This is a genomic window from Actinoplanes sp. GCM10030250, assembly GCF_042666575.1.
Classification (GTDB): Bacteria; Actinomycetota; Actinomycetes; order Mycobacteriales; family Micromonosporaceae; genus Actinoplanes.
In genome coordinates this window covers 32,489-51,236 of record NZ_JBHTDO010000049.1, presented here as the reverse complement: position 1 = coordinate 51,236, position 18,748 = coordinate 32,489, and the positions used below count along the sequence as shown (strand labels likewise).

General features: G+C 67.9%; 15 protein-coding genes. 11 read left to right on the top strand and 4 right to left on the bottom strand.

The window, feature by feature from the left end; all coding sequences use genetic code 11:
* Positions 1-156: 156 nt before the first annotated feature.
* The 8 genes from ACFQV6_RS39750 to ACFQV6_RS39715 all read left to right on the top strand — a co-directional run bounded on the left by ACFQV6_RS39750 (position 157) and on the right by ACFQV6_RS39715 (position 9,057).
* Entirely contained in the window at positions 157-1,392 is a 1,236-nt protein-coding gene (locus ACFQV6_RS39750; RefSeq protein WP_378032890.1) for a PspC domain-containing protein, read from the top strand.
* Positions 1,389-2,057, top strand: a complete 669-nt coding sequence (locus tag ACFQV6_RS39745; protein ID WP_378032889.1) for a response regulator — start codon at positions 1,389-1,391, stop codon at positions 2,055-2,057. Before ACFQV6_RS39750 ends, ACFQV6_RS39745 begins: the two co-directional genes overlap by 4 nt.
* 243 nt (positions 2,058-2,300) lie before the next feature.
* Positions 2,301-3,938, top strand: a complete 1,638-nt coding sequence (locus tag ACFQV6_RS39740) for an ABC transporter substrate-binding protein (RefSeq protein ID WP_378032888.1) — start codon at positions 2,301-2,303, stop codon at positions 3,936-3,938.
* Between the two features lie 130 nt (positions 3,939-4,068).
* A complete protein-coding gene (locus ACFQV6_RS39735; RefSeq protein ID WP_378032887.1) occupies positions 4,069-4,995 on the top strand; it encodes an ABC transporter permease in 927 nt (308 codons plus the stop codon).
* Positions 4,988-5,929: an ABC transporter permease gene (locus tag ACFQV6_RS39730; RefSeq protein WP_378032886.1), complete on the top strand. Its 942-nt coding sequence runs from the start codon at positions 4,988-4,990 to the stop codon at positions 5,927-5,929. Before ACFQV6_RS39735 ends, ACFQV6_RS39730 begins: the two co-directional genes overlap by 8 nt.
* A 26-nt stretch (positions 5,930-5,955) precedes the next feature.
* Positions 5,956-6,966, top strand: a complete 1,011-nt coding sequence (locus tag ACFQV6_RS39725) for an ABC transporter ATP-binding protein (RefSeq protein WP_378032885.1) — start codon at positions 5,956-5,958, stop codon at positions 6,964-6,966.
* Positions 6,959-7,966, top strand: coding sequence for an ABC transporter ATP-binding protein (locus ACFQV6_RS39720; RefSeq protein WP_378032884.1), 1,008 nt, complete (start codon positions 6,959-6,961; stop codon positions 7,964-7,966). The genes ACFQV6_RS39725 and ACFQV6_RS39720 overlap by 8 nt, the downstream gene beginning before the upstream one ends.
* A gap of 488 nt (positions 7,967-8,454) precedes the next feature.
* A complete protein-coding gene (locus ACFQV6_RS39715; RefSeq protein WP_378032883.1) occupies positions 8,455-9,057 on the top strand; it encodes a hypothetical protein in 603 nt (200 codons plus the stop codon).
* Positions 9,058-9,175: 118 nt separating this feature from the next.
* On the opposite strand, the gene ACFQV6_RS39710 is transcribed toward ACFQV6_RS39715, so the two are convergent.
* Positions 9,176-9,466, bottom strand: a complete 291-nt coding sequence (locus ACFQV6_RS39710; protein WP_378032882.1) for a chorismate mutase — start codon at positions 9,464-9,466, stop codon at positions 9,176-9,178.
* A 232-nt stretch (positions 9,467-9,698) separates the two neighbouring features.
* A complete protein-coding gene (locus ACFQV6_RS39705; RefSeq protein WP_378032881.1) occupies positions 9,699-11,540 on the bottom strand; it encodes a bifunctional metallophosphatase/5'-nucleotidase in 1,842 nt (613 codons plus the stop codon).
* A 169-nt stretch (positions 11,541-11,709) separates the two neighbouring features.
* Here ACFQV6_RS39705 and pcrA point away from each other — a divergent pair, with 169 nt between their 5' ends.
* Positions 11,710-14,166, top strand: coding sequence for a DNA helicase PcrA (pcrA, locus tag ACFQV6_RS39700; RefSeq protein WP_378032880.1), 2,457 nt, complete (start codon positions 11,710-11,712; stop codon positions 14,164-14,166).
* Positions 14,167-14,260: 94 nt separating this feature from the next.
* Here the strand turns inward: pcrA and ACFQV6_RS39695 are convergent, their stop codons facing one another.
* Both ACFQV6_RS39695 and ACFQV6_RS39690 read right to left on the bottom strand, forming a co-directional pair.
* Complete coding sequence (locus tag ACFQV6_RS39695) at positions 14,261-15,079, bottom strand: M23 family metallopeptidase (RefSeq protein WP_378032879.1); 819 nt, start codon at positions 15,077-15,079, stop codon at positions 14,261-14,263.
* 261 nt (positions 15,080-15,340) lie between these two features.
* Positions 15,341-16,087 (bottom strand): M23 family metallopeptidase, encoded by a 747-nt coding sequence (locus ACFQV6_RS39690; RefSeq protein WP_378032878.1) that lies wholly within the window; start codon positions 16,085-16,087, stop codon positions 15,341-15,343.
* A gap of 415 nt (positions 16,088-16,502) precedes the next feature.
* On the opposite strand from ACFQV6_RS39690, the gene ACFQV6_RS39685 reads away from it, so the two are divergent.
* Positions 16,503-16,907, top strand: a complete 405-nt coding sequence (locus ACFQV6_RS39685) for a cobalamin B12-binding domain-containing protein (RefSeq protein ID WP_378032877.1) — start codon at positions 16,503-16,505, stop codon at positions 16,905-16,907.
* Between the two features lie 660 nt (positions 16,908-17,567).
* Positions 17,568-18,746, top strand: coding sequence for an ADP-forming succinate--CoA ligase subunit beta (gene sucC / locus ACFQV6_RS39680; protein ID WP_378032876.1), 1,179 nt, complete (start codon positions 17,568-17,570; stop codon positions 18,744-18,746).
* Positions 18,747-18,748: the final 2 nt, after the last annotated feature.

Sequence of the window (18,748 nt, the reverse complement as noted above, 5' to 3'; positions counted from 1 at the left end):
CGAGCCGCTTCCGGCGGCGACCCTGAGCCCACCCTGAGATCCTGGCCCCGATTCCGGGGGGAGAACCCCGTGGCCCGGCGCGGCGGGAAGTGTGACGATCGAAGGGCAGGAAAGGGGACCGCGATCACTACCACCGCTGAAACTGAGCCGCGCCGGTTGTACCGGCCGCGCGACCACCGCATCGTTGCGGGCGTCGCCGTCGGTCTGGCCCGCCATCTCGGCGTGCCGGTCCTGGCGGTGCGCATCGCTCTCGTCGTCCTGCTCGGCTTCAACGCGCTGGGCCTTCTTCTCTACGCCGGCTACTGGGCGGTGCTGCCGCAGGAGGTGAGCGGCGACGAGAAGGAGGCTCCCCGCCGCGACTTCGCCGCGCTGATGCCCTTCGCCGCCATCGGTCTCGGCGTGATCCTGTTGCAGGCTCTGGTCTTCGACGACCAGGTGGCCACCACCGCCGGCTGGATGATCGCGGTCATCGCGGTCGGCGCCGGCGTGATCTGGCACCAGTCCGACCCGAGCCGGCGTGACCAGGGCGCCGACAGCAACCTCGCCGCGGCCCCGTGGTTCGCCGCGTTCGTGTCCGAGAACGATCGGCGTTCGTTTCTCTTTCGCTTCATCGGCGGCGGCATCCTCGTCGCGGTCGGGATCATCGGTGTGGTCGCGGTCTACGCGCCGAGCGAGTCACTCTCCGCCGTCTTCAACGGTGTGATCTTCGCCTTCGTCGGGCTGCTCGGTGTCGGCGTCGTGGTGGCACCGCTGGTCTGGCGCACGTTCGGCCAGTTGCGGGCCGAGCGCGAGGGCCGGATCCGGGAGCAGGAGCGGGCCGAGCTGGCGGCGATGATCCACGACCAGGTCCTGCACACGCTCGCGCTGATCCAGCGCAACTCCACCGACATCAAGGAGGTGCAGCGACTCGCTCGCGGGCAGGAGCGCAGCCTCCGCAACTGGCTGTACCGGCCCACCGGCTCGCCGACCGAGCGTTTCGCCGCCGCGCTGGAGCAGGTCGCCGCCGAGGTGGAGGACACCTACGCGATCACCGTGGAGACCGTCGTGGTGGGCGACACGCAGAGCGACGAGCGGGTCGCCGCGCTCGTCGCCGCGGCCCGCGAGGCCCTCGTCAACGCCGCCCGGCACGCGGGGGTGCAGACGGTTTCGCTCTATGCCGAGGTGGAGGAGGATGAGTTGAGTGTCTTCGTCCGGGATCGCGGCGCGGGCTTCGAGATCGGCGGCGTGGCGGAGACCCGGCACGGCGTCCGAGGCTCGATCATCGGGCGGATGCAACGCCATGGTGGGCGTGCCGAGATCCGCAGCGCTCCCGGCGACGGCACCGAAGTTCGCCTCATGCTCCCCGTCTCGCAATGGGAGAGCGTGACCGCCGGTAAGGAGACAGCACGATGACCGAGCCCGTTCCGGATGTGGAGCCTCGACGGCTCACCGTCTTCCTGGTCGACGACCACGCGATGTTCCGCGCCGGGGTCCGCGCCGAACTCGGCGCGCACGTCGACGTCGTGGGTGAGGCGAGCAGCGTCGCGGAGGCGATCAGCCGGATCTCCTCGGTGCAGCCCGACGTGGTCCTGCTCGACGTGCACATGCCGGACGGCGGTGGCCGTGCGGTGCTGGAGTCGATCCGGCGCAGCCATCCACAGGTCCTCTTCCTGGCGCTCTCCGTCTCGGACGCCGCGGAGGACGTGATCGGCCTGATCCGGGCCGGCGCCCGTGGGTACGTGACGAAGACGATCTCCCCGGACGAGCTGGCCGCCGCCGTGCGCCGGGTGGCCGACGGCGACGCGGTGTTCAGCCCGCGGCTCGCCGGCTTCGTGCTCGACGCCTTCGCCTCCCGGCCGGACGTGCCGGTCGCCGACCCGGAGCTCGACCAGCTCACCAACCGCGAGCGCGAGGTGCTGCGGCTGCTGGCGCGGGGTTATGCGTACAAGGAGATCGCGAAGGAGCTGTTCATCTCGATCAAGACAGTCGAGACGCACGTCTCCAACGTCCTGCGCAAGCTCCAGATGAGCAACCGCTACGAGCTGTCACGGTGGGCGGCTGACCGCAGGTTGGTCTAGGGATCCGTCAAGCGACTTCCCAGGTGGTACGTTCGGCTGCAATAAGTGGCTGAAGGGGCACGCGCTGGAGTACCCGCAGCTCAGGCCGGTCAGATTGGCCGAAAGAACGATCTTTGCGTCTGCGTCGGGACGTAAACGGCTAATATCGGCTTGATAACGGCGCTCATCGGTTTCCGTGCCCCTGTGTCACAGTGGCAGCTACTCACACAACCCCTCGTGAGCGCCCCTGAAGGAGGCACTCCCATGCCTGGGAAAAGCCCATGGAAGATGGCGGTCGGTGCGACCGCCATCGCCTTGTTGGCCGCCGGTTGCGGTAGTGGCGGGTCCGATGACGCGTCCGCTACTTCAAATACTGTGTCGATCGCGATCACTGAGCCTCAGCACCTGATTCCGGCGAACACGACGGAGTCGAACGGTGCGGAGGTGCTCGCCTCGCTGTTCTACCCGCTCGTCGACTTCGACGCCGAGAACAAGCCTGTTCCGGTCGCCGCTGAGTCGATCACGCCGGACGCTACGAACACCACCTGGACCGTGAAGCTGAAGCCCGGCTTCACCTTCCACAACGGCGAGCCGGTCGTCGCTCAGAACTACGTCGACGCCTGGAACCAGGGCGCTTACGGCCCGAACGGCAATGGTGGCTCGTACTTCTTCTCGCGGATCGACGGCTTCGAGGCCCTGCAGTCCGAGGACCCGGACGGTGAGGAAGGCCCGAAGAAGGCTCCCGAGCCCAAGGCCAAGAAGCTGACGGGTCTCGCGGTTGTCGACGACAGCACGTTCACCATCAAGCTGTCGGCGCCGTTCGCGTCCTTCGCGTCGCTGCTCGGCTACACCGTCTTCTACCCGCTGCCGAAGGCCGCCTTCTCCTCCGACGGCGTGCTCGCCGAGGGATTCGAAGAGGCCATCATCGGCAACGGCCCCTTCAAGTTGAAGGGCAAGTGGGAGCACGACTCGCAGGTCGTCGTCGAGAAGGTCGCCGACTTCAAGGGTCAGGTGCCGAAGGTCGACGGCATCACCTACAAGATCTACCAGGAGCAGTCGGCGGCGTACGCCGACCTGGTCGCCGGCAACCTGGACGTGCAGACCCAGATTCCGATCGAGAGCCTCGCGAAGGCCTCGGCCGACCTGGGTGACCGCTTCCAGAAGAGCCCGAACTCGGTCTTCCAGTTCGTCGGTTTCCCGACGTTCCTGAAGGAGTTCCAGAACGTCGACGTGCGTCGCGCGATCTCGATGGCGATCAACCGCCAGGAGATCACCGACCAGGTCTTCCTGGGCTCGCAGACCCCGGCCACCTCGTTCGTCTCCCCGGTGGTCGCGGGTTACCGCGAGAACACCTGTGGCGCGAACTGTGAGTACAACCCGACCGAGGCCAAGAAGCTCTACGACGCGGCCGGTGGCCCGTCCGAGCTGAAGATCACGTACAACGCCGATGGCCCGCACAAGGCGTGGGTCGACGCGACGTGCAACCAGATCAAGGCCTCGCTGGGCGTCAACTGCACCGGCGTGGGTGAGCCCAAGTTCGCCGACCTGCTGACCAAGGTCGAGAAGAAGCAGCCGGTCGGCCTGATCCGCCTCGGCTGGATCATGGACTACCCGCTGATGGAGAACTACCTCGGCCCGCTGTACGCGACCGGTGGTTCCTCCAACTACTACGGCTACAGCAACCCGGCCTTCGACAACCTGGTCAAGGAGGGTTCGGCGGCGAAGACTCCGGAGGAGTCGATCGCGAAGTGGCAGCAGGCCGAGGACATCCTCGCCAAGGACATGCCGGTGATCCCGCTGCGCGTCGGCCAGAACGTGTTCGGTTACTCCGAGAAGGTCTCGAACGTCAAGGTCGACCTCTTCCAGAAGGTCGATCTCTACGAGATCGAAGTAGTGAGCTGATCTAACCGCTCGAACGGTGGTGGCGTCACGGAGTTTGTGAAACCGTGGCGCCACCACTGTGTTAACCCCCACCCTCCTCGTCGCCGTGCTCACGAGGCCGGCGCTCTTCCGCGGAAGAGGCTAAACCCGAATGTTCCGCTACATCGTGCGGCGCTTACTACAAATGGTCCTCACGTTCTTCGGGGCCACCTTTGTAGTCTTCGCGCTGATGTTCGCCAACCAGGACGACCCCCTCCAGGCGTTGGCGGGCGAACGGCCCATCACTGAGAGTCAGCGCATTGCGCTGACCGAGCGCTACCACCTGGATGATCCCTTCCTCACCCAGTACTGGTACTACATGAAAGGCCTGCTGACCGGAGACTTCGGCACCTCGCTCAACGGGCGAAAGATCGCCGACCTGCTCGAGGCGGCATGGCCGATCACCCTCCGGCTCGCACTCATGGCAGTCGTGATCGCTGCGATCATCGCCATCGGTGCCGGCGTCTTCTCGGCCATCCGCCGTGGCGGTGCCTTCGACAACGTCACGCTCGTCGTCACCCTGGTCCTGCTGTCGATGCCGATCGTGGTCATCGCACCGCTGGCCCAGCTGCTCTTCGGCATCCAGCTCGGCTGGTTCCCGCCGACGGCCAACGCCAAGGCGACCTTCTATCAGCTACTGCTACCGGCGATGGTGCTGGCGAGCTCGGTCCTGGCCACTCAGCTACGGGTAACCCGTACCTCGGTCGCCGAGAACCTGCGCGCCGACTACGTGCGCACCGCACGGGCCAAGGGCCTGTCGGGCCGCCGGGTCATCTCGGTGCACGTGCTCCGCAACTCGCTGATCCCCGTCGTCACGCTGATCGGTGTGGACCTGGGCAACCTGATGTCCGGAGCGATCGTGACCGAGGGTGTCTTCAACATCCCCGGCGTCGGCTTCAACCTTGCGCGCGGCATCCGTAGCGAGGACGGTCCGCTGGTGGTCGGCTTCGTGAGCGCCCTGGTGATCGTCTTCCTGGTCGTGAACCTGCTCGTCGACCTGCTGTACGCCGCCCTTGACCCCAGGATCCGCTATGAGTGACATGAGCTCCATCACCGCCGCCGAGGCGCCCGAACCGATCAACCTGCAGCCTCGGCCCGGCAGTGGAAGGTCGGACAAGCCACGCAGCCTGGCCGGCGACGCCTGGAACGACCTCCGCCGCAGCAAGATCTTCTGGGTGGCCGTCGTCCTGGTGACGATCGTTCTGGTGATGGCCATCTGGCCGACGCTGTTCACCTCGGCGGACCCGCGGTCCTGTGCGCTGTCGAACCAGCACAAGGGCGCCAACGGCACCGCCTACTTCGGATACGACTTCCAGGGCTGCGACGTCTTCGCCAAGACCATCCACGGCGCTCGGAACTCGATCATCGTCGGCGTCGTCTCGACGATGATCGCCGGCGTCATCGGCATCATCATCGGCCTCTCCTCCGGCTTCTTCGGCGGCTGGGTCGACGCGGTGCTGTCCCGGTTCGTCGACGTGATGCTCGCCATCCCGTTCCTGCTCGCCGGCATCGTGCTCTCGTCGCGGCTGTCGGCCGACCCGAACGACAACGGGCTCATCGCGGTGATCCTGACCCTGGGTCTGCTGACCTGGACGTCCGGCGCCCGTGTCATGCGCTCGGCGGTGATCGCGGCCAAGAACCAGGACTATGTCGCCGCCGGCCGGATGCTCGGTGCCGGTCCGGGACGCCTCATGCTCCGGCACATCCTGCCGAACTCGATCGCGTCCTTCATCGTCGTGCTGACGATCCTGCTGGGCATCAACATCGGCGTCGAGGCGACCCTGTCGTTCCTCGGTGTCGGTCTCAAGGGCGACGCCATCAGCTGGGGTATCGCGATCTCCGAGGCCACTCCGTCGGCACGTGTCGCCGCGGCTCCGCTGGTCTGGCCCGCGGTCTTCCTGGGCGCGACGGTGCTGGCCTTCATCATGTTGGGCGACGCCATCCGCGACGCCTTCGACCCGAAGTTGCGGTGACCCCGGTGACTGATATCAAGGCGGAAATGGACGTCATACCCGGCGTCGACCCGCGCGCCCCCCTGCTCGAGGTCAACGACCTGCACGTCGAGTTCCGCACCCAGTACGGCGTCGCCAAAGCAGTCAACGGCGCCAACTTCTGGCTCTCCCCGGGCGAGACCCTCGCCATCCTGGGCGAGTCGGGGTGCGGTAAGTCGGTGACCGCTCAGGCGATCATGGGCATCCTGGACAGCCCTCCCGGCTTCATCACCAAGGGCCAGGTCCGTTACCGCGGTGTCGACCTGCTCACCCTCCCCGAGCAGCAGCGCCGCAAGGTCCGGGCCAACCGGATCGCGATGATCTTCCAGGACGCGCTGTCCGCACTGAACCCGGTCTACTCGGTCGGGTTCCAGCTGGGCGAGGTCTTCCGGATGCACCGGGGTATGTCCCGGGGCGACGCGAAGAAGCGGTCGATCGAACTGCTCGACCAGGTCAGGATCCCGGCCGCCAAGGAGCGGGTGAACGACTACCCGCACCAGTTCTCCGGCGGTATGCGCCAGCGCGTCATGATCGCCATGGCGCTGGCGCTCGACCCCGAGGTGCTGATCGCCGACGAGCCCACCACGGCGCTCGACGTCACCGTGCAGGCGCAGATCATGGGCCTGCTCGCGGAACTGCAGAAGCAGCGCAACATGGGCCTCATCCTGATCACGCACGACATGGGCGTGGTCGCCGACGTCGCCGACCGGATCTCCGTGATGTACGCGGGCAAGGTCGTCGAAGAGGCACCCGTCTACGACATCTACACGCGGCCGGCCCACCCGTACACGCGGGCGCTGCTCGAGTCGATCCCGCGTCTGGACATGAAGGGCCAGCAGCTCAACGTCATTCGTGGCCTGCCGCCGGCGCTGACCGACATCCCGCATGGATGCGCGTTCAACCCCCGCTGCCGGTATGCGAAAGACCCGTGCCGCCAGGACCCGCCGCCGCCGGCCTACGCCGTCGCGCCGCACCGTACCGCCCGTTGCCACTTCTTCCGGGAGGTCCTCGGTGAGTGACGTAGTCCTCGAGACCAAGGGTCTCGTCAAGCACTTCCCGATCAACCAGGGCATCGTCTTCAAGACCAAGGTCGGCGCTGTCCGGGCGGTCGACGGAGTCGACATCCAGCTGCGCCGGGGTGAGACCCTCGGCGTGGTCGGCGAGTCCGGCTGTGGCAAGTCCACGCTGGCCAAGCTCCTGGTCGGCCTGGAGAAGCCGACCGAAGGCTCGATCATGGTGCGCGGTCAGGACATGGTCCGGCTCCGGGGCGGCGACCTGCGCAGGGCACGCCGCAACATCCAGATGGTGCTGCAGGACCCGTACACCTCGCTCAACCCCCGGATGACGGTCGGCGACATCATCGGCGAGCCGTTCGAGATCCACCCGGAGGTCGTGCCCCGCAAGGGTCGCGAGCGGGCGGTGCAGGACCTGCTGGACACGGTGGGCCTCAACCCCGAGCACATCAACCGCTACCCCCACCAGTTCTCCGGCGGACAGCGCCAGCGCATCGGCATCGCCCGCGCACTGGCACTCAAGCCCGAGATCATCGTGTGCGACGAGCCGGTTTCGGCGCTCGACGTGTCGATCCAGGCGCAGGTCATCAACCTGCTGGAGCGGCTGCAGGACGAGTTCGGCCTGTCGTACATCTTCATCGCCCACGACCTGTCGGTGGTCAGGCACATCTCCGACCGGGTCGCCGTGATGTACCTCGGCCGCATCGTCGAACACGGTCACGACACCGAGATCTACGACCAGCCGACCCACCCGTACACCCAGGCCCTTCTCTCGGCCGTCCCGGTCCCGGACCCGCGCCTGCGCGGCCACCGTGACCAGATCGTCCTGGAGGGTGACGTGCCGTCGCCGGCCAACCCACCGTCGGGTTGCCGTTTCCGCACGCGTTGCTGGAAGGCGCAGGACGTCTGCGCCCAGCAGGACCCGGCTCTGACGATCCGTGATCGATCGCCGCACCCGAGCGCTTGCCACTTCGCGGAGATTCGCGACGTGGTACACCGCCGCTGAGCTGGTGATCAACGAACGGCCCGGACTTTCTGTCCGGGCCGTTTCGCGTGTCGCAGGTCGCAGGTCGCTTGTCGTTTACGGCGGGCTTTGACTTCGGTCCTGGCCGTTTCGCTTTTTTGGTACGCGTATCCCACAGTCCTCTTCTGTGCGTGAAGCGATCTTGCTGCCCACTCCAGGCCGCAGCGCCACCTCCGGGCTGAACTGCATGCTGATCAGGCGGACCGCGTCGCTCGTGAAGGGAACCGACTGCGCGGATTTGGAGGGGTTGAGGGGCGGGTTTGGGGTGGGCAGGGTGGCCCGCAATGGAGGCAACGAAGGGTGGGGCGGGGGAGTCGTCGCCGAACGCGGCAAATAGATCATTTGACGGGCGAACCTGGCTGAAGATCAAGGAGAAGTTGACTAAAAGTACGACTATGAACCCTTTAAGTAACTATGTCCGTTATGACATTGTCTATCCCAACGGAGGCACCAACCGGAGGGGGAAGACAATGAACAAGATCGTGCGGACACTGACCATGGCGGGCCTGGGGCTGCTGGCCGGAGCGTCGATCGGGGCACCGGCTCTGGCATCGGACAGCGCCGGCAACTCGGCCGGGAAGTCCTCGAGCGGCCAGGTGCTGCAGCACCGCGACCGGGACCAGATCGTCGGCTTCTACCGCAGCCTCGGCACCTGCAAGAAGACCGGCGCCGTCGGCGACTGGGCGGGCAAGTGGGACGACCCGCGCTGCTACCTGGTGCGCATCGGCGCCCGCCGCGGCCTGTGGATGCTGAAGGTGGAGCGGGAGTGGCGCGGCGGTGGCCGCGGGCACTTCCAGAACGACCGCGACCGGGGTCACTTCCAGGTCGGACGGGACCGGGGCCACTTCCAGCTCGGCCACGACCGCGGCAACATCCACGTCGGCAACGGCAACGGCCACTTCGGCGGCAAGGGCCAGTTCGGTGGCAAGGGCCAGTTCGGTGGCAAGGACCACGGCCAGTTCGGTGGCAAGGGCCAGTTCGGCGGCAAGGACCACGGGCAGTTCGGCGGCAAGGACCACGGGCAGTTCGGTGGCGCGGGTAAGGGCGACTACAAGATCGAGCGCAAGCGCTGATCGTCAGGAAGACGCAGGTGGCCGGGCCCGATGGACGGGGCCCGGCCGCGGCGTTTCCGGACCGGCCGGCGTTCCGGGGAGGTCGGCGTTTCCGGGGAGGTCGGCGTTTGCGGACCGGTCAGAGGGGTCCGCGGCCGGAGCGGAGCAGCAGCAGGGCGACCTGCGTACCGTCGGGGCCGAGCGCCTCGCGGAAGTGCTCGATGATCTCGCGTTCGCGGGCCAGCACCAGTCGGGTGCCGCCGCTGGCCATGCGGGTCTTGCCGACCTCCTGGGAGAGGCTGGCGCGTTCGAGCCAGAGGTCGATGATGGCTTGATCGATCTCGTTGATCCGCTCACGCATTCCGCGGATCTTCTCGGCGGCGGGTGCCTCGCCCGCGCCGGTGGACTGGTCCATCACGTCGGCGGTCATGTGCTGCTCCTCGGGTGCTGGCGCCCCGGACGACGACCCGGCCCGGGCAGCATCAAGCCCCGGGCGGGGAAGCCCGGGGCTTGATGTAGGTCTGTCGTTCAGGAGCGACCTACGGCTGCCGGGCCTCCGGTGCCGTAGTAAAAAAATCGCGCCTGCTGGATCACGAGCCGAGTATGCCCCCGTCCCGGACCGCGTCGCAAGGAAACCGCCCGAGTGTTGAGACAGAAAGACACTAGGGAGCGGTGCCGATCCGGTTGGCCGGCCCGGGTGCGATCGGCCCGGTACCGAGGTGCGCGACGAGTGCGTCCACGTCGAAGCCCGGAGCGGTGACCCGCCCGGTGCCCAGTGTCAGGTTGCTGAAGCCGTCGCCGCCGTTGGCCAGGAAGTCGTTGGTGGTGACGACGTAGGTGGCGGCGGGGTCGATCGGCGTCCCGTTCAGTGCCAGGTTGCTGACCTTGGAGCCGGCAGCGGCCGACGCGCTCCAGGTGTAGGTCAGGCCGGCCGACACCTGCAGGATGCGCTGGGCCGTCTGCCCGCCGAAGCCGACGAACTGCTGCTCCAGCACGTCCTTGAGCTGTGCCCCGGTGAAGGTCTGTGTGACCACCAGGTTGTTGAACGGCTGCACGGTGAACGCCTCGCCGTACGTGACCACGCCGTACGCCTCGCCACCACTGGACTGGTCGGCGTCCAGGTCGGCCCGGATGCCGCCCGGGTTCATCAGAGCGATCTGCGCACCGGCACCCTGTGTATACGCCAGCTGCGCGTCGGCGATCACGTCACCGAGCGGGCTCTCCCCGGCCGGGGTGGTGGTCCGGACGATGTCCGCGCTGATGCTGCCGACCGTACGGTTGGCGATCGGTGCGACAGCGGTGCGGTACTTGTCCGCCACCTTCTTCGCCGCGGGGTCGACGGTGTCCGGGTTCTTCACGAACGCGCCGGACGCGTCCTTGACCCAGCCGCCGTTGCCGTCGGGCACGCCGTTCTCCACGATCACGTTCTTCGCGGTGATCTCGACGAACTTGCCGGTCCGCTTGTCCAGCGTGTAGTCGATGTCGGTGACCAGCTGGCCGTTGGTGCCGGCGCTGGTGACGACCGTGTCGGTGCCCTCGCTGTTCGGCAGCTTGCAGGAGTAGAACCGGTGCGTGTGGCCGGAGATCACGACGCTGATCGCCGGGTTGAGGCCGGCGACGATCGGCACCACCGCGCCGGTGAAGTTGGCGCAGTCCGACACGCCGGGCGTCGGGGTGACCGAGCCCTGCGAACCGCCCTCGTGCAGCAGCAGCACCTGTGCCTTGACCCCGAAGAGCCGCAGCACCCGGCTCCACTTGTTGGCGGTCTCGATCTCGTCGGTGAAGTGCACGTCCTTGATGCCGGCCGGGTTGACGATCCTCGGTGTCCCCTCCAGCGTCATACCGATGAAGCCGACCGGAACGCCGTTCACCAGCTTGATGTCGATCGGCGGCAGGATCGGCAGGCCGGTCTTGTTGTCGATGGTGTTCGCCGCGAGATAGGTGAATTTCGCGCCGGCGAACCCGTCGCCGTCCTGGCAGCCGTCGGCCGGGTGGCAGCCACCGCGCTGGATGCGGATCAGCTCGGCGACACCCTCGTCGAACTCGTGGTTGCCGACCGAGCTGACCTGGAGCCCGATCTCGTTCATCAGCTCGATCGTGGGCTCGTCGTGGAACGCCGCACTGACCAGCGGCGTCCCGCCGATCAGGTCGCCGGCGCCGGCGGTGACGGTCTGGCGGTGCTCGGCCTTGGCCTCGGCGCGCAGCTTCTTGAGGTAGGTGGCCAGGTATTCCACGCCGCCGGCCGGAGTGCTGGTCCCGCTGGCGTTGACCACCGCGCCGCTGCCGGTGGGTGGGTCGATGGCACCGTGGAAGTCGTTGTAGCTGAGGAACTGGCCCTTGACGGTGGCACCTGAGGGCTTGCCATACGACGCGGACACCGGGTTGAACTCCGGCGGCGGTGCGGCGGCGGCACTCTGGGCGGTCGGGATCGCCGTGACGGCGCCCGCGACGGCCACGAGAGCGGCGGTCAGGATGGCCCGGCCCCGGAGCTGGGGAAGAGTCATGTTATCGATCCCCCGATCGGAGTGAATTTTTCATCAACCCGGTCAGCCTGGTGGATCACCTGGCCCAACGCCACCACTTCGGGGTGACAAATCTATTGCCACACGCTGATGCGACGGTGGGTCGGGCAGGAATTTTGTGTCGGTGGGTCGGCATACACTGGCTCCCGCGATGCGACCTTCCTCAGAACCTTCCGAAGCCCTGTTCTCCCTGCCCGCGGTGCGGGCTCCGGAGGCATCCCGGCCGGCGCCCCGGCCCGCTGCCCGGCGGCTCGACCCCGAGGCACTGCTGACCGGCCTGAACGGCCCTCAGCGAGACGCGGTGACCCACTCCGGAGCGCCGCTGCTGATCGTGGCCGGTGCCGGCTCGGGCAAGACCCGGGTGCTGACGCATCGGATCGCCTACCTGCTGGCCGAGCGGGACGTGCACCCCGGCCAGATCATCGCGATCACCTTCACCAACAAGGCCGCCGGTGAGATGAAGGAGCGGGTCGCCCACCTGGTCGGCCCGCGCGCCCGGCTGATGTGGGTGTCGACGTTCCACTCGGCGTGCGTGCGGATCCTGCGGGCCGAGCACGAGCACGCCGGGCTGAAGAGCACGTTCTCGATCTACGACGCCGACGACTCGCGCCGGCTGATGCAGTTGGTCGCCCGTGAGCTCGACCTCGACCCGAAGCGCTACACGGCTCGCGGTCTGGCCGCCCAGGTGTCCAACCTGAAGAACGAGCTGGTCGTGCCGGACGCCTTCAAGGCCAACGCGAAGGGTCCCAACGAGCGGGCCGTCGCCGAGGCATACGAGTTGTATCAGCGGCGGCTGCGCGAGGCACACGCGCTGGATTTCGACGACATCATCATGGCCACTGTGCACCTGTTCCAGTCGCACCCGCACGTGGCCGAGGTCTACCGGCGGCGGTTCCGGCACGTGCTCGTCGACGAATACCAGGACACCAACCACGCGCAATACACGCTGATCCGCGAGCTGATCGGCACCGAGGATCCGGGCGAGCTCTGCGTGGTCGGTGACGCCGATCAGTCGATCTACGCGTTCCGTGGCGCCACCATCCGCAACATCCTGGAGTTCGAGCGGGACTACCCCGACGCGCGCACCATCCTGCTGGAGCAGAATTACCGCTCCACCCAGACGATCCTCTCCGCTGCCAACGCGGTGATCGACCGCAACGGCTCCCGCAAGCCGAAACGGCTCTGGAGCGATCAGGGCGCCGGCGAGCAGATCGTCGGTTACGTCGCCGACACCGAGCACGCCGAGGCCGACTGGGTGGCCCGGGAGATCGACCGGCTCTGTGACAACCACGAGGTGCGTCCGGGCGACGTGGCGGTCTTCTACCGTACGAATGCGCAGTCCCGTGTGTTCGAGGAGGTGTTCATCCGCGTCGGCCTGCCGTACAAGGTGGTCGGCGGGGTGCGCTTCTACGAGCGCAAGGAGGTCCGCGACGCCCTGGCCTATCTGCGGTCGGTGGTCAACGACGACGACACGGTGAGCATCCGCCGGGTGCTGAACACGCCGAGGCGTGGCATCGGCGACCGTGCCGAGGCCTGCGTCGAGGCACTGTCCGGCCGGGAGCGGATCTCGTTCGGTCAGGCGCTGCGTCACGCCAAGGACGCGCCGGGCATCTCCACCCGGGCGGCCAACAGCATCGGCGACTTCGTGCAGCTCCTCGACGACCTGCGGGAGATGTCCCTGAGCGCGCCACCGGAGGAGGTGCTGGAGGCGGTTCTCCAGCGCTCCGGCCTGCTCAGCGAGCTGGAGGAGAGCCTGGACCCGCAGGACCAGGGCCGCGTGGAAAACCTGCAGGAGCTGGTGAGCGTCGCCCGGGAGTACACGGAGCGGGTCGAGTCGCTGGCGGCAGAAGACGAGCCTTCAGTCCGTTCTGGGGTGGCGGGCGGGGCGGTCGGACGGGAGGAGCCGGTCGCGACTCTGGCGGGCTTCCTGGAGCAGGTGGCGCTGGTCGCCGACGCCGATCAGATTCCCAGCGACGATCCGGACCATCAGGGCGTCGTCACGCTGATGACCCTGCACACGGCGAAGGGCCTGGAGTTCCCGGTGGTCTTCCTGACCGGCCTGGAGGACGGCGTCTTTCCGCACATGCGGGCGCTCGGCGACAACACCGAGCTGGAGGAGGAGCGGCGCCTGGCCTACGTGGGCATCACCCGCGCCCGGCAGCGCCTCTATCTCTCCCGGGCGGTCACGCGCTCGGCGTGGGGCCAGCCGCAGTACAACCCGCCGTCGCGCTTCACCGACGAGCTGCCGACGGAGCTGGTCCGGTGGGAGCGGACCGGAGGGTCCTATACGTCCTGGTCAGGGACAGGCGGCGGGGTGGGTGGCCGCGGTGGGGGAGACCGCCAGCGCGGCGGGGGCTTTTCCGGGGGTACGCCTAAAGCTCAACGCATCGCTGACCGCCTCGGCATCGACGCCAGCAAACTCGCCACGGCAAGTGACCTGAAGTCGGCTCCGAAGGTCGCCCCCGGCGATCGGGTCAACCACCAGCGCTACGGCCTGGGCCGCGTCGTGACCGTCGAGGGCCACGGCCCGGGCACCCGCGCCCAGATCGACTTCGGCGACCAGGTGATGTGGCTGGTGCTCCGCCACGCGCCGATCGAGAAGATCTGACCGCTTCCGGCCACTTCTCGGAGGACGACTTGCTCCGGGAGGTGGCCGGCTTCCGAAGGGCGACCACCCGCGGAAAGCGGCTGAGCTGCCGGGGTTACTTCTCCAGGGAGTCCGCGGGGGCGTCGGGAGTGGCGGCGGAGCAGCCGGGGATCTGGACGCCGTGCTCGTGCATCCAGGCGGTCGGCTCGAGGGGGTTCTGGAAGAACCCCTGGTGCACCTCGAAATGCAGGTGCGGGCCGGTGGAGTGCCCGGTCGAGCCTTCGTCGCCGATGTGCTGGCCGGCGGTGACCTTCTGGCCGGGCTCGACGACGATCTTCGACATGTGGCCGTAGTTGGTGAGGTAGCCGTTGCCGTGGTCGATCAGGACCGCGTTGCCGTACCCGCCGTTGGGGCCGGCCGTGACGACCACACCGGCTCCGGCGGCCACGATCGGGCTGCCGTGAGGTGCGGCGAGGTCCACGCCCGCGTGCAGGCGGCCCCACCGCTGGCCGAAGCAGGACGTGACCTGGGCCGCGGAGAGCGGGTGCACCCACTCGGCGACCGGTACGGGACGCTCCTTCTGCCGCACCGCGGCGCCCGACGGGCCGGCCGAGTCGTCCACGACGCCGGTGCCGTGCGGGAATTCCTTGCCCGGAGCGGTGTCACCGCTCGGCGCCTCGACGGGCAGCGCGGCGGACGGGTGCGCGGCGGTCACGTGGTGGGCCGGCGAGCTTTCCGTGCCGCCGAGCGGTGCGGCGGTGGCGGAGACCCCGGCCGCACCGATGCCGGCGGCCAGGGTGGCACTCAGCGCGGTGACTGACAGGGCTGACCGGCCGCGCGTGGCGAAGAGTTCCGGGAACGCGGGGGCGCGATGACGGTGCAGCAGCTCTTGACGGTGCTTGCCGCCTCGGCCCGAGTACGAGTGCTGCCCCACGCGATGTGCCCTCCCCGACTTCCGTGACTTTCGCTGTCACGTACCTGTCGGTCCGGGGGACGGAGACGCTGAAGGGAGTGCCCGCGGTTCTACCAGAATGCAACCGAGCGACGGCCGGGGTGCGGCGCGGAATGAGAAGGCTGCGCGGGGCGCGAGAGGAGCGGGCTGCGCGGGGCGCGAGGGGAGCAGGCGGCGCAGGGCGCGAGAGGAGCGGGCGGCCAGCTGGTGCGGGTCAGAAGGCGCCCCGGGTGTGGTGCAGGGTCAGGAGGCGGCTTCGGCCGCGGCCATCCCCGCATACACCGACTCGATCTGGAGCTTGATGTCGACGCCGCGGTCCTGGAGGAAGACGATCGGGTCGACGGGGGTGCCGTCCACGTGCACTTCGAGGTGCAGGTGCGTCCCGTACGAGTAACCGGTGTTGCCGATCTCGCCGATCACCTGGCCGGCCTTGACCTGGTCGCCCTTCTTCACCAGCAGGCGCCGGGAGTGGGCGTAGATCATCTCGGTGCCGTCGGCCTGGCGGACGGTGATCGAGTAGCCGTAGCCGCCGGCGTAACCGGCGCTGGTCACCTCACCAGCGTGCACCGCCTTGTAGGGCGTGCCGTCCGGGGCGGCCAGGTCGATGCCGGCGTGCAGCTTGCCGAAGCGGACACCGTAGGGAGAGGAGAACGTGTAGTCGTCGACCGGCAGCAGGTAGATGTCTTCGGCGGAGACCTCGGCGGCGAGGTCTTTGTTCTCGCCGCGGTCGTTGCTGCGAGATGCGCGGGTGTTTTCCTCCGCCCGGTTGTCCAGGGCGTCAGATGCGGCGACTTGCGAGGTTTTCAGACTCTGCAGAACGTCGGGGCTGACGGCCTTGGCATCCGGCAGGTTGGAGGCGGCTCCGAGAGCGACAACGCCCGCACCGACGAAGGCTGACGTGACGACGACGGCGTAACGGCTGCGCGGAGGGGTAGGTACACGGCGGCGGCCGCGATAGCGATCGGGCTCAGACGACAAGCGCTGGCGCACGAACAATCCTCCGTCAGTGGCATTGCGGGCGGCGCAACCAGGGTTCGAACTGCGGTGAACGGTGGTCGGCCGGGCCCTCGTCGTTGGGGGGAACCTGTGCGAGAGCCGACGCCACGGTAACGAAACGACCGCCGGGTCACAAGTCGCAGCGCCAATTTCATGACAGTTCCTGGTCAGCATTGATCAGCGATTGTCCGAATTGGTTACCTTTCTCGTGAGTCGAAATGGCAACCCAGTGTGATCACTGGTGAAACGGAAAGTAATGTGACCGGGAGAACTATTTCTCCCGCGCGCGAGGATGGGGCACCGGCTACCCCGGCCCGGCGCCGCGGGTTACCGTTCGTTCAGGTGACCAACGCCGGGGCGGCCTGATGCCGGGTGCCCGGCACCATGGTCGGAGCCCAAAGGGGTCAGCATGCAGGCACGAATCAGGGTGATCGTCGCGAAGCCCGGGCTGGACGGGCACGACCGCGGCGCCAAGGTGGTGGCGCGGGCGCTCCGCGACGCCGGCATGGAAGTGATCTACACCGGGTTGCATCAGACCCCGGAGCAGATCGTGGAGACCGCGATCCAGGAGGACGCCGACGCGATCGGTCTGTCGGTCCTCTCCGGTGCGCACATGACGCTCTTTCGGAGAGTGCTGGAGCTGTTGGCGGAACGTGACGCAGCTGACATCAAAGTATTCGGCGGCGGCATCATTCCGGAGGACGACATCGCGGAATTGAAATCACTCGGCGTAGCCGCGGTATTCACTCCGGGTGCAACAATGGCGTCCATCGTCGAATGGGTACGCGCCAATGTGGCAACGCCGGTCGCCTGATTCCGGGCCTGGACCTGCGGATGAGCAATCCCGGTCAGGGCCGGCGCCGGTCTGGTGAGCCGGGGGATCCGATGAGCCGGCCGGGCCGGTGATCCACCCGGCGGCGGTAAGGGAGCTGGAGCCGGTACTCGCAAGGGGAGAGGCCGGACGCACCCCTCACACGTCCGGCCTCTCTATGCGCGATGCCCCGCCGCCACCCCTCGACCGACAGGGCATCGGCCGCTTTCCTTGCGGTGCGCCGTAGCGCTCCGACACCACACTCAACGACCCCCTCCCGGGCGGGTTACGCGCGCCCGTACGACTTTTTCCGGCGGTCCACGATCGATGTGTGACGGCGGGTGACCCCTGTGGCCGGTGCTGTGTCGTGTTGCGTCACAGCGGCATCACCGATATCTCCGTGTGCACACTGTGCCCAGTCGTCTCCACCGCCCCGGAGCTGCGATTTCACCACTCTGGTGTGTGGTCTTGCACACGGCGCACCCGCGCGGTCACCGAGGTCGAATCGGTCGCTAGTCTGCGGATGAGGTTCTCTTCGTGTGAATCGGGGAGGCCGGACGATCCTCACGCTGGCGGCGCTGCTGCTGCGAGTCGCCGCGCACACAGGTCGGGACGCAATGGTGCGGCATGCCGGCGCTTGGCGTCGCGAGCGAAAGGAGACACGTGGACCTGTTCGAGTATCAGGGGCGCGACCTGTTCGAACGGCACGGCCTGCCCGTGCTGGGCGGCGGCGTCGCAGAGACCCCGCAGGAGGCCCGGGCGATCGCCGAGCGGCTGGGCGGCAAGGTCGTCGTCAAGGCGCAGGTCAAGGTCGGTGGCCGCGGTAAGGCCGGCGGTGTGAAGCTGGCCGACGGCGCCGACGAGGCCGAGGCTCGTGCCGGCGACATCCTGGGCATGGACATCAAGGGGCACACGGTCAACAAGGTGATGCTGGCCGAGACGGCCGACATCCAGGAGGAGTACTACTTCTCCTACCTGCTGGACCGGGCCAACCGCACGTTCCTCTGCATCGCCAGCGTCGCCGGCGGTATGGAGATCGAGACCGTCGCCGAGGAGGACCCCGAGCGGGTCGCCAAGGTCGCGATCGACGCGAGCAAGGGTGTCGACGAGGCGAAGGCGCGGGAGATCGTGACCGCCGCCAAGTTCCCCGCCGAGGTCGCTGACCAGGTCGTCGACATCGCGGTGAAGCTGTGGCAGGCCTTCGTGGCCGAGGACGCCACGCTCGTCGAGGTCAACCCGCTGGCCAAGGTCGGCGACGGCCGGGTGCTCGCGCTGGACGCCAAGGTCACCCTGGACGAGAACGCCGGTTTCCGGCACCCCGACCACGAGGGCCTGGAGGACAAGTCCGCCGTCGACCCGCTGGAGCAGGCCGCCAAGGCGAAGAACCTCAACTACGTCAAGCTGGACGGCGAGGTCGGCATCATCGGCAACGGCGCCGGCCTGGTCATGTCGACGCTGGACGTGGTGGCGTACGCGGGTGAGAAGCACGGCGACGTGAAGCCCGCCAACTTCCTCGACATCGGCGGTGGCGCCAGCGCCCAGGTGATGGCGAACGGCCTGGAGATCGTCCTCGGCGACCCGGCCGTGAAGTCCGTCTTCGTCAACGTCTTCGGCGGCATCACCGCCTGCGACGCGGTCGCCAACGGCATCATCCAGGCCCTGGCGCTGCTCGAGGAGCGTGGCGAGCAGGTCACCAAGCCGCTCGTGGTCCGTCTCGACGGCAACAACGCCGAGGCCGGCCGTGCCATCCTGGACGGAGCGAACAACCCGCTTGTCGAGCGGGTGGACACGATGGACGGAGCGGCCGAGCGCGCCGCCGAGCTCGCGGCTGCGGGGAAGTGAAC

What these genes read in the sequence shown, in the direction of transcription:
- ACFQV6_RS39745 (WP_378032889.1), top strand. Translation starts at nt 1,389, where the DNA reads ATGACCGAGCCCGTTCCGGATGTGGAGCCTCGACGGCTCACCGTCTTC.
- ACFQV6_RS39740 (WP_378032888.1), top strand. Translation starts at nt 2,301, where the DNA reads ATGCCTGGGAAAAGCCCATGGAAGATGGCGGTCGGTGCGACCGCCATC.
- ACFQV6_RS39735 (WP_378032887.1), top strand. Translation starts at nt 4,069, where the DNA reads ATGTTCCGCTACATCGTGCGGCGCTTACTACAAATGGTCCTCACGTTC.
- ACFQV6_RS39730 (WP_378032886.1), top strand. Translation starts at nt 4,988, where the DNA reads ATGAGTGACATGAGCTCCATCACCGCCGCCGAGGCGCCCGAACCGATC.
- ACFQV6_RS39725 (WP_378032885.1), top strand. Translation starts at nt 5,956, where the DNA reads ATGGACGTCATACCCGGCGTCGACCCGCGCGCCCCCCTGCTCGAGGTC.
- ACFQV6_RS39715 (WP_378032883.1), top strand. Translation starts at nt 8,455, where the DNA reads ATGAACAAGATCGTGCGGACACTGACCATGGCGGGCCTGGGGCTGCTG.
- ACFQV6_RS39710 (WP_378032882.1), bottom strand. Translation starts at nt 9,466, where the DNA reads ATGACCGCCGACGTGATGGACCAGTCCACCGGCGCGGGCGAGGCACCC.
- ACFQV6_RS39705 (WP_378032881.1), bottom strand. Translation starts at nt 11,540, where the DNA reads ATGACTCTTCCCCAGCTCCGGGGCCGGGCCATCCTGACCGCCGCTCTC.
- pcrA (WP_378032880.1), top strand. Translation starts at nt 11,710, where the DNA reads ATGCGACCTTCCTCAGAACCTTCCGAAGCCCTGTTCTCCCTGCCCGCG.
- ACFQV6_RS39685 (WP_378032877.1), top strand. Translation starts at nt 16,503, where the DNA reads ATGCAGGCACGAATCAGGGTGATCGTCGCGAAGCCCGGGCTGGACGGG.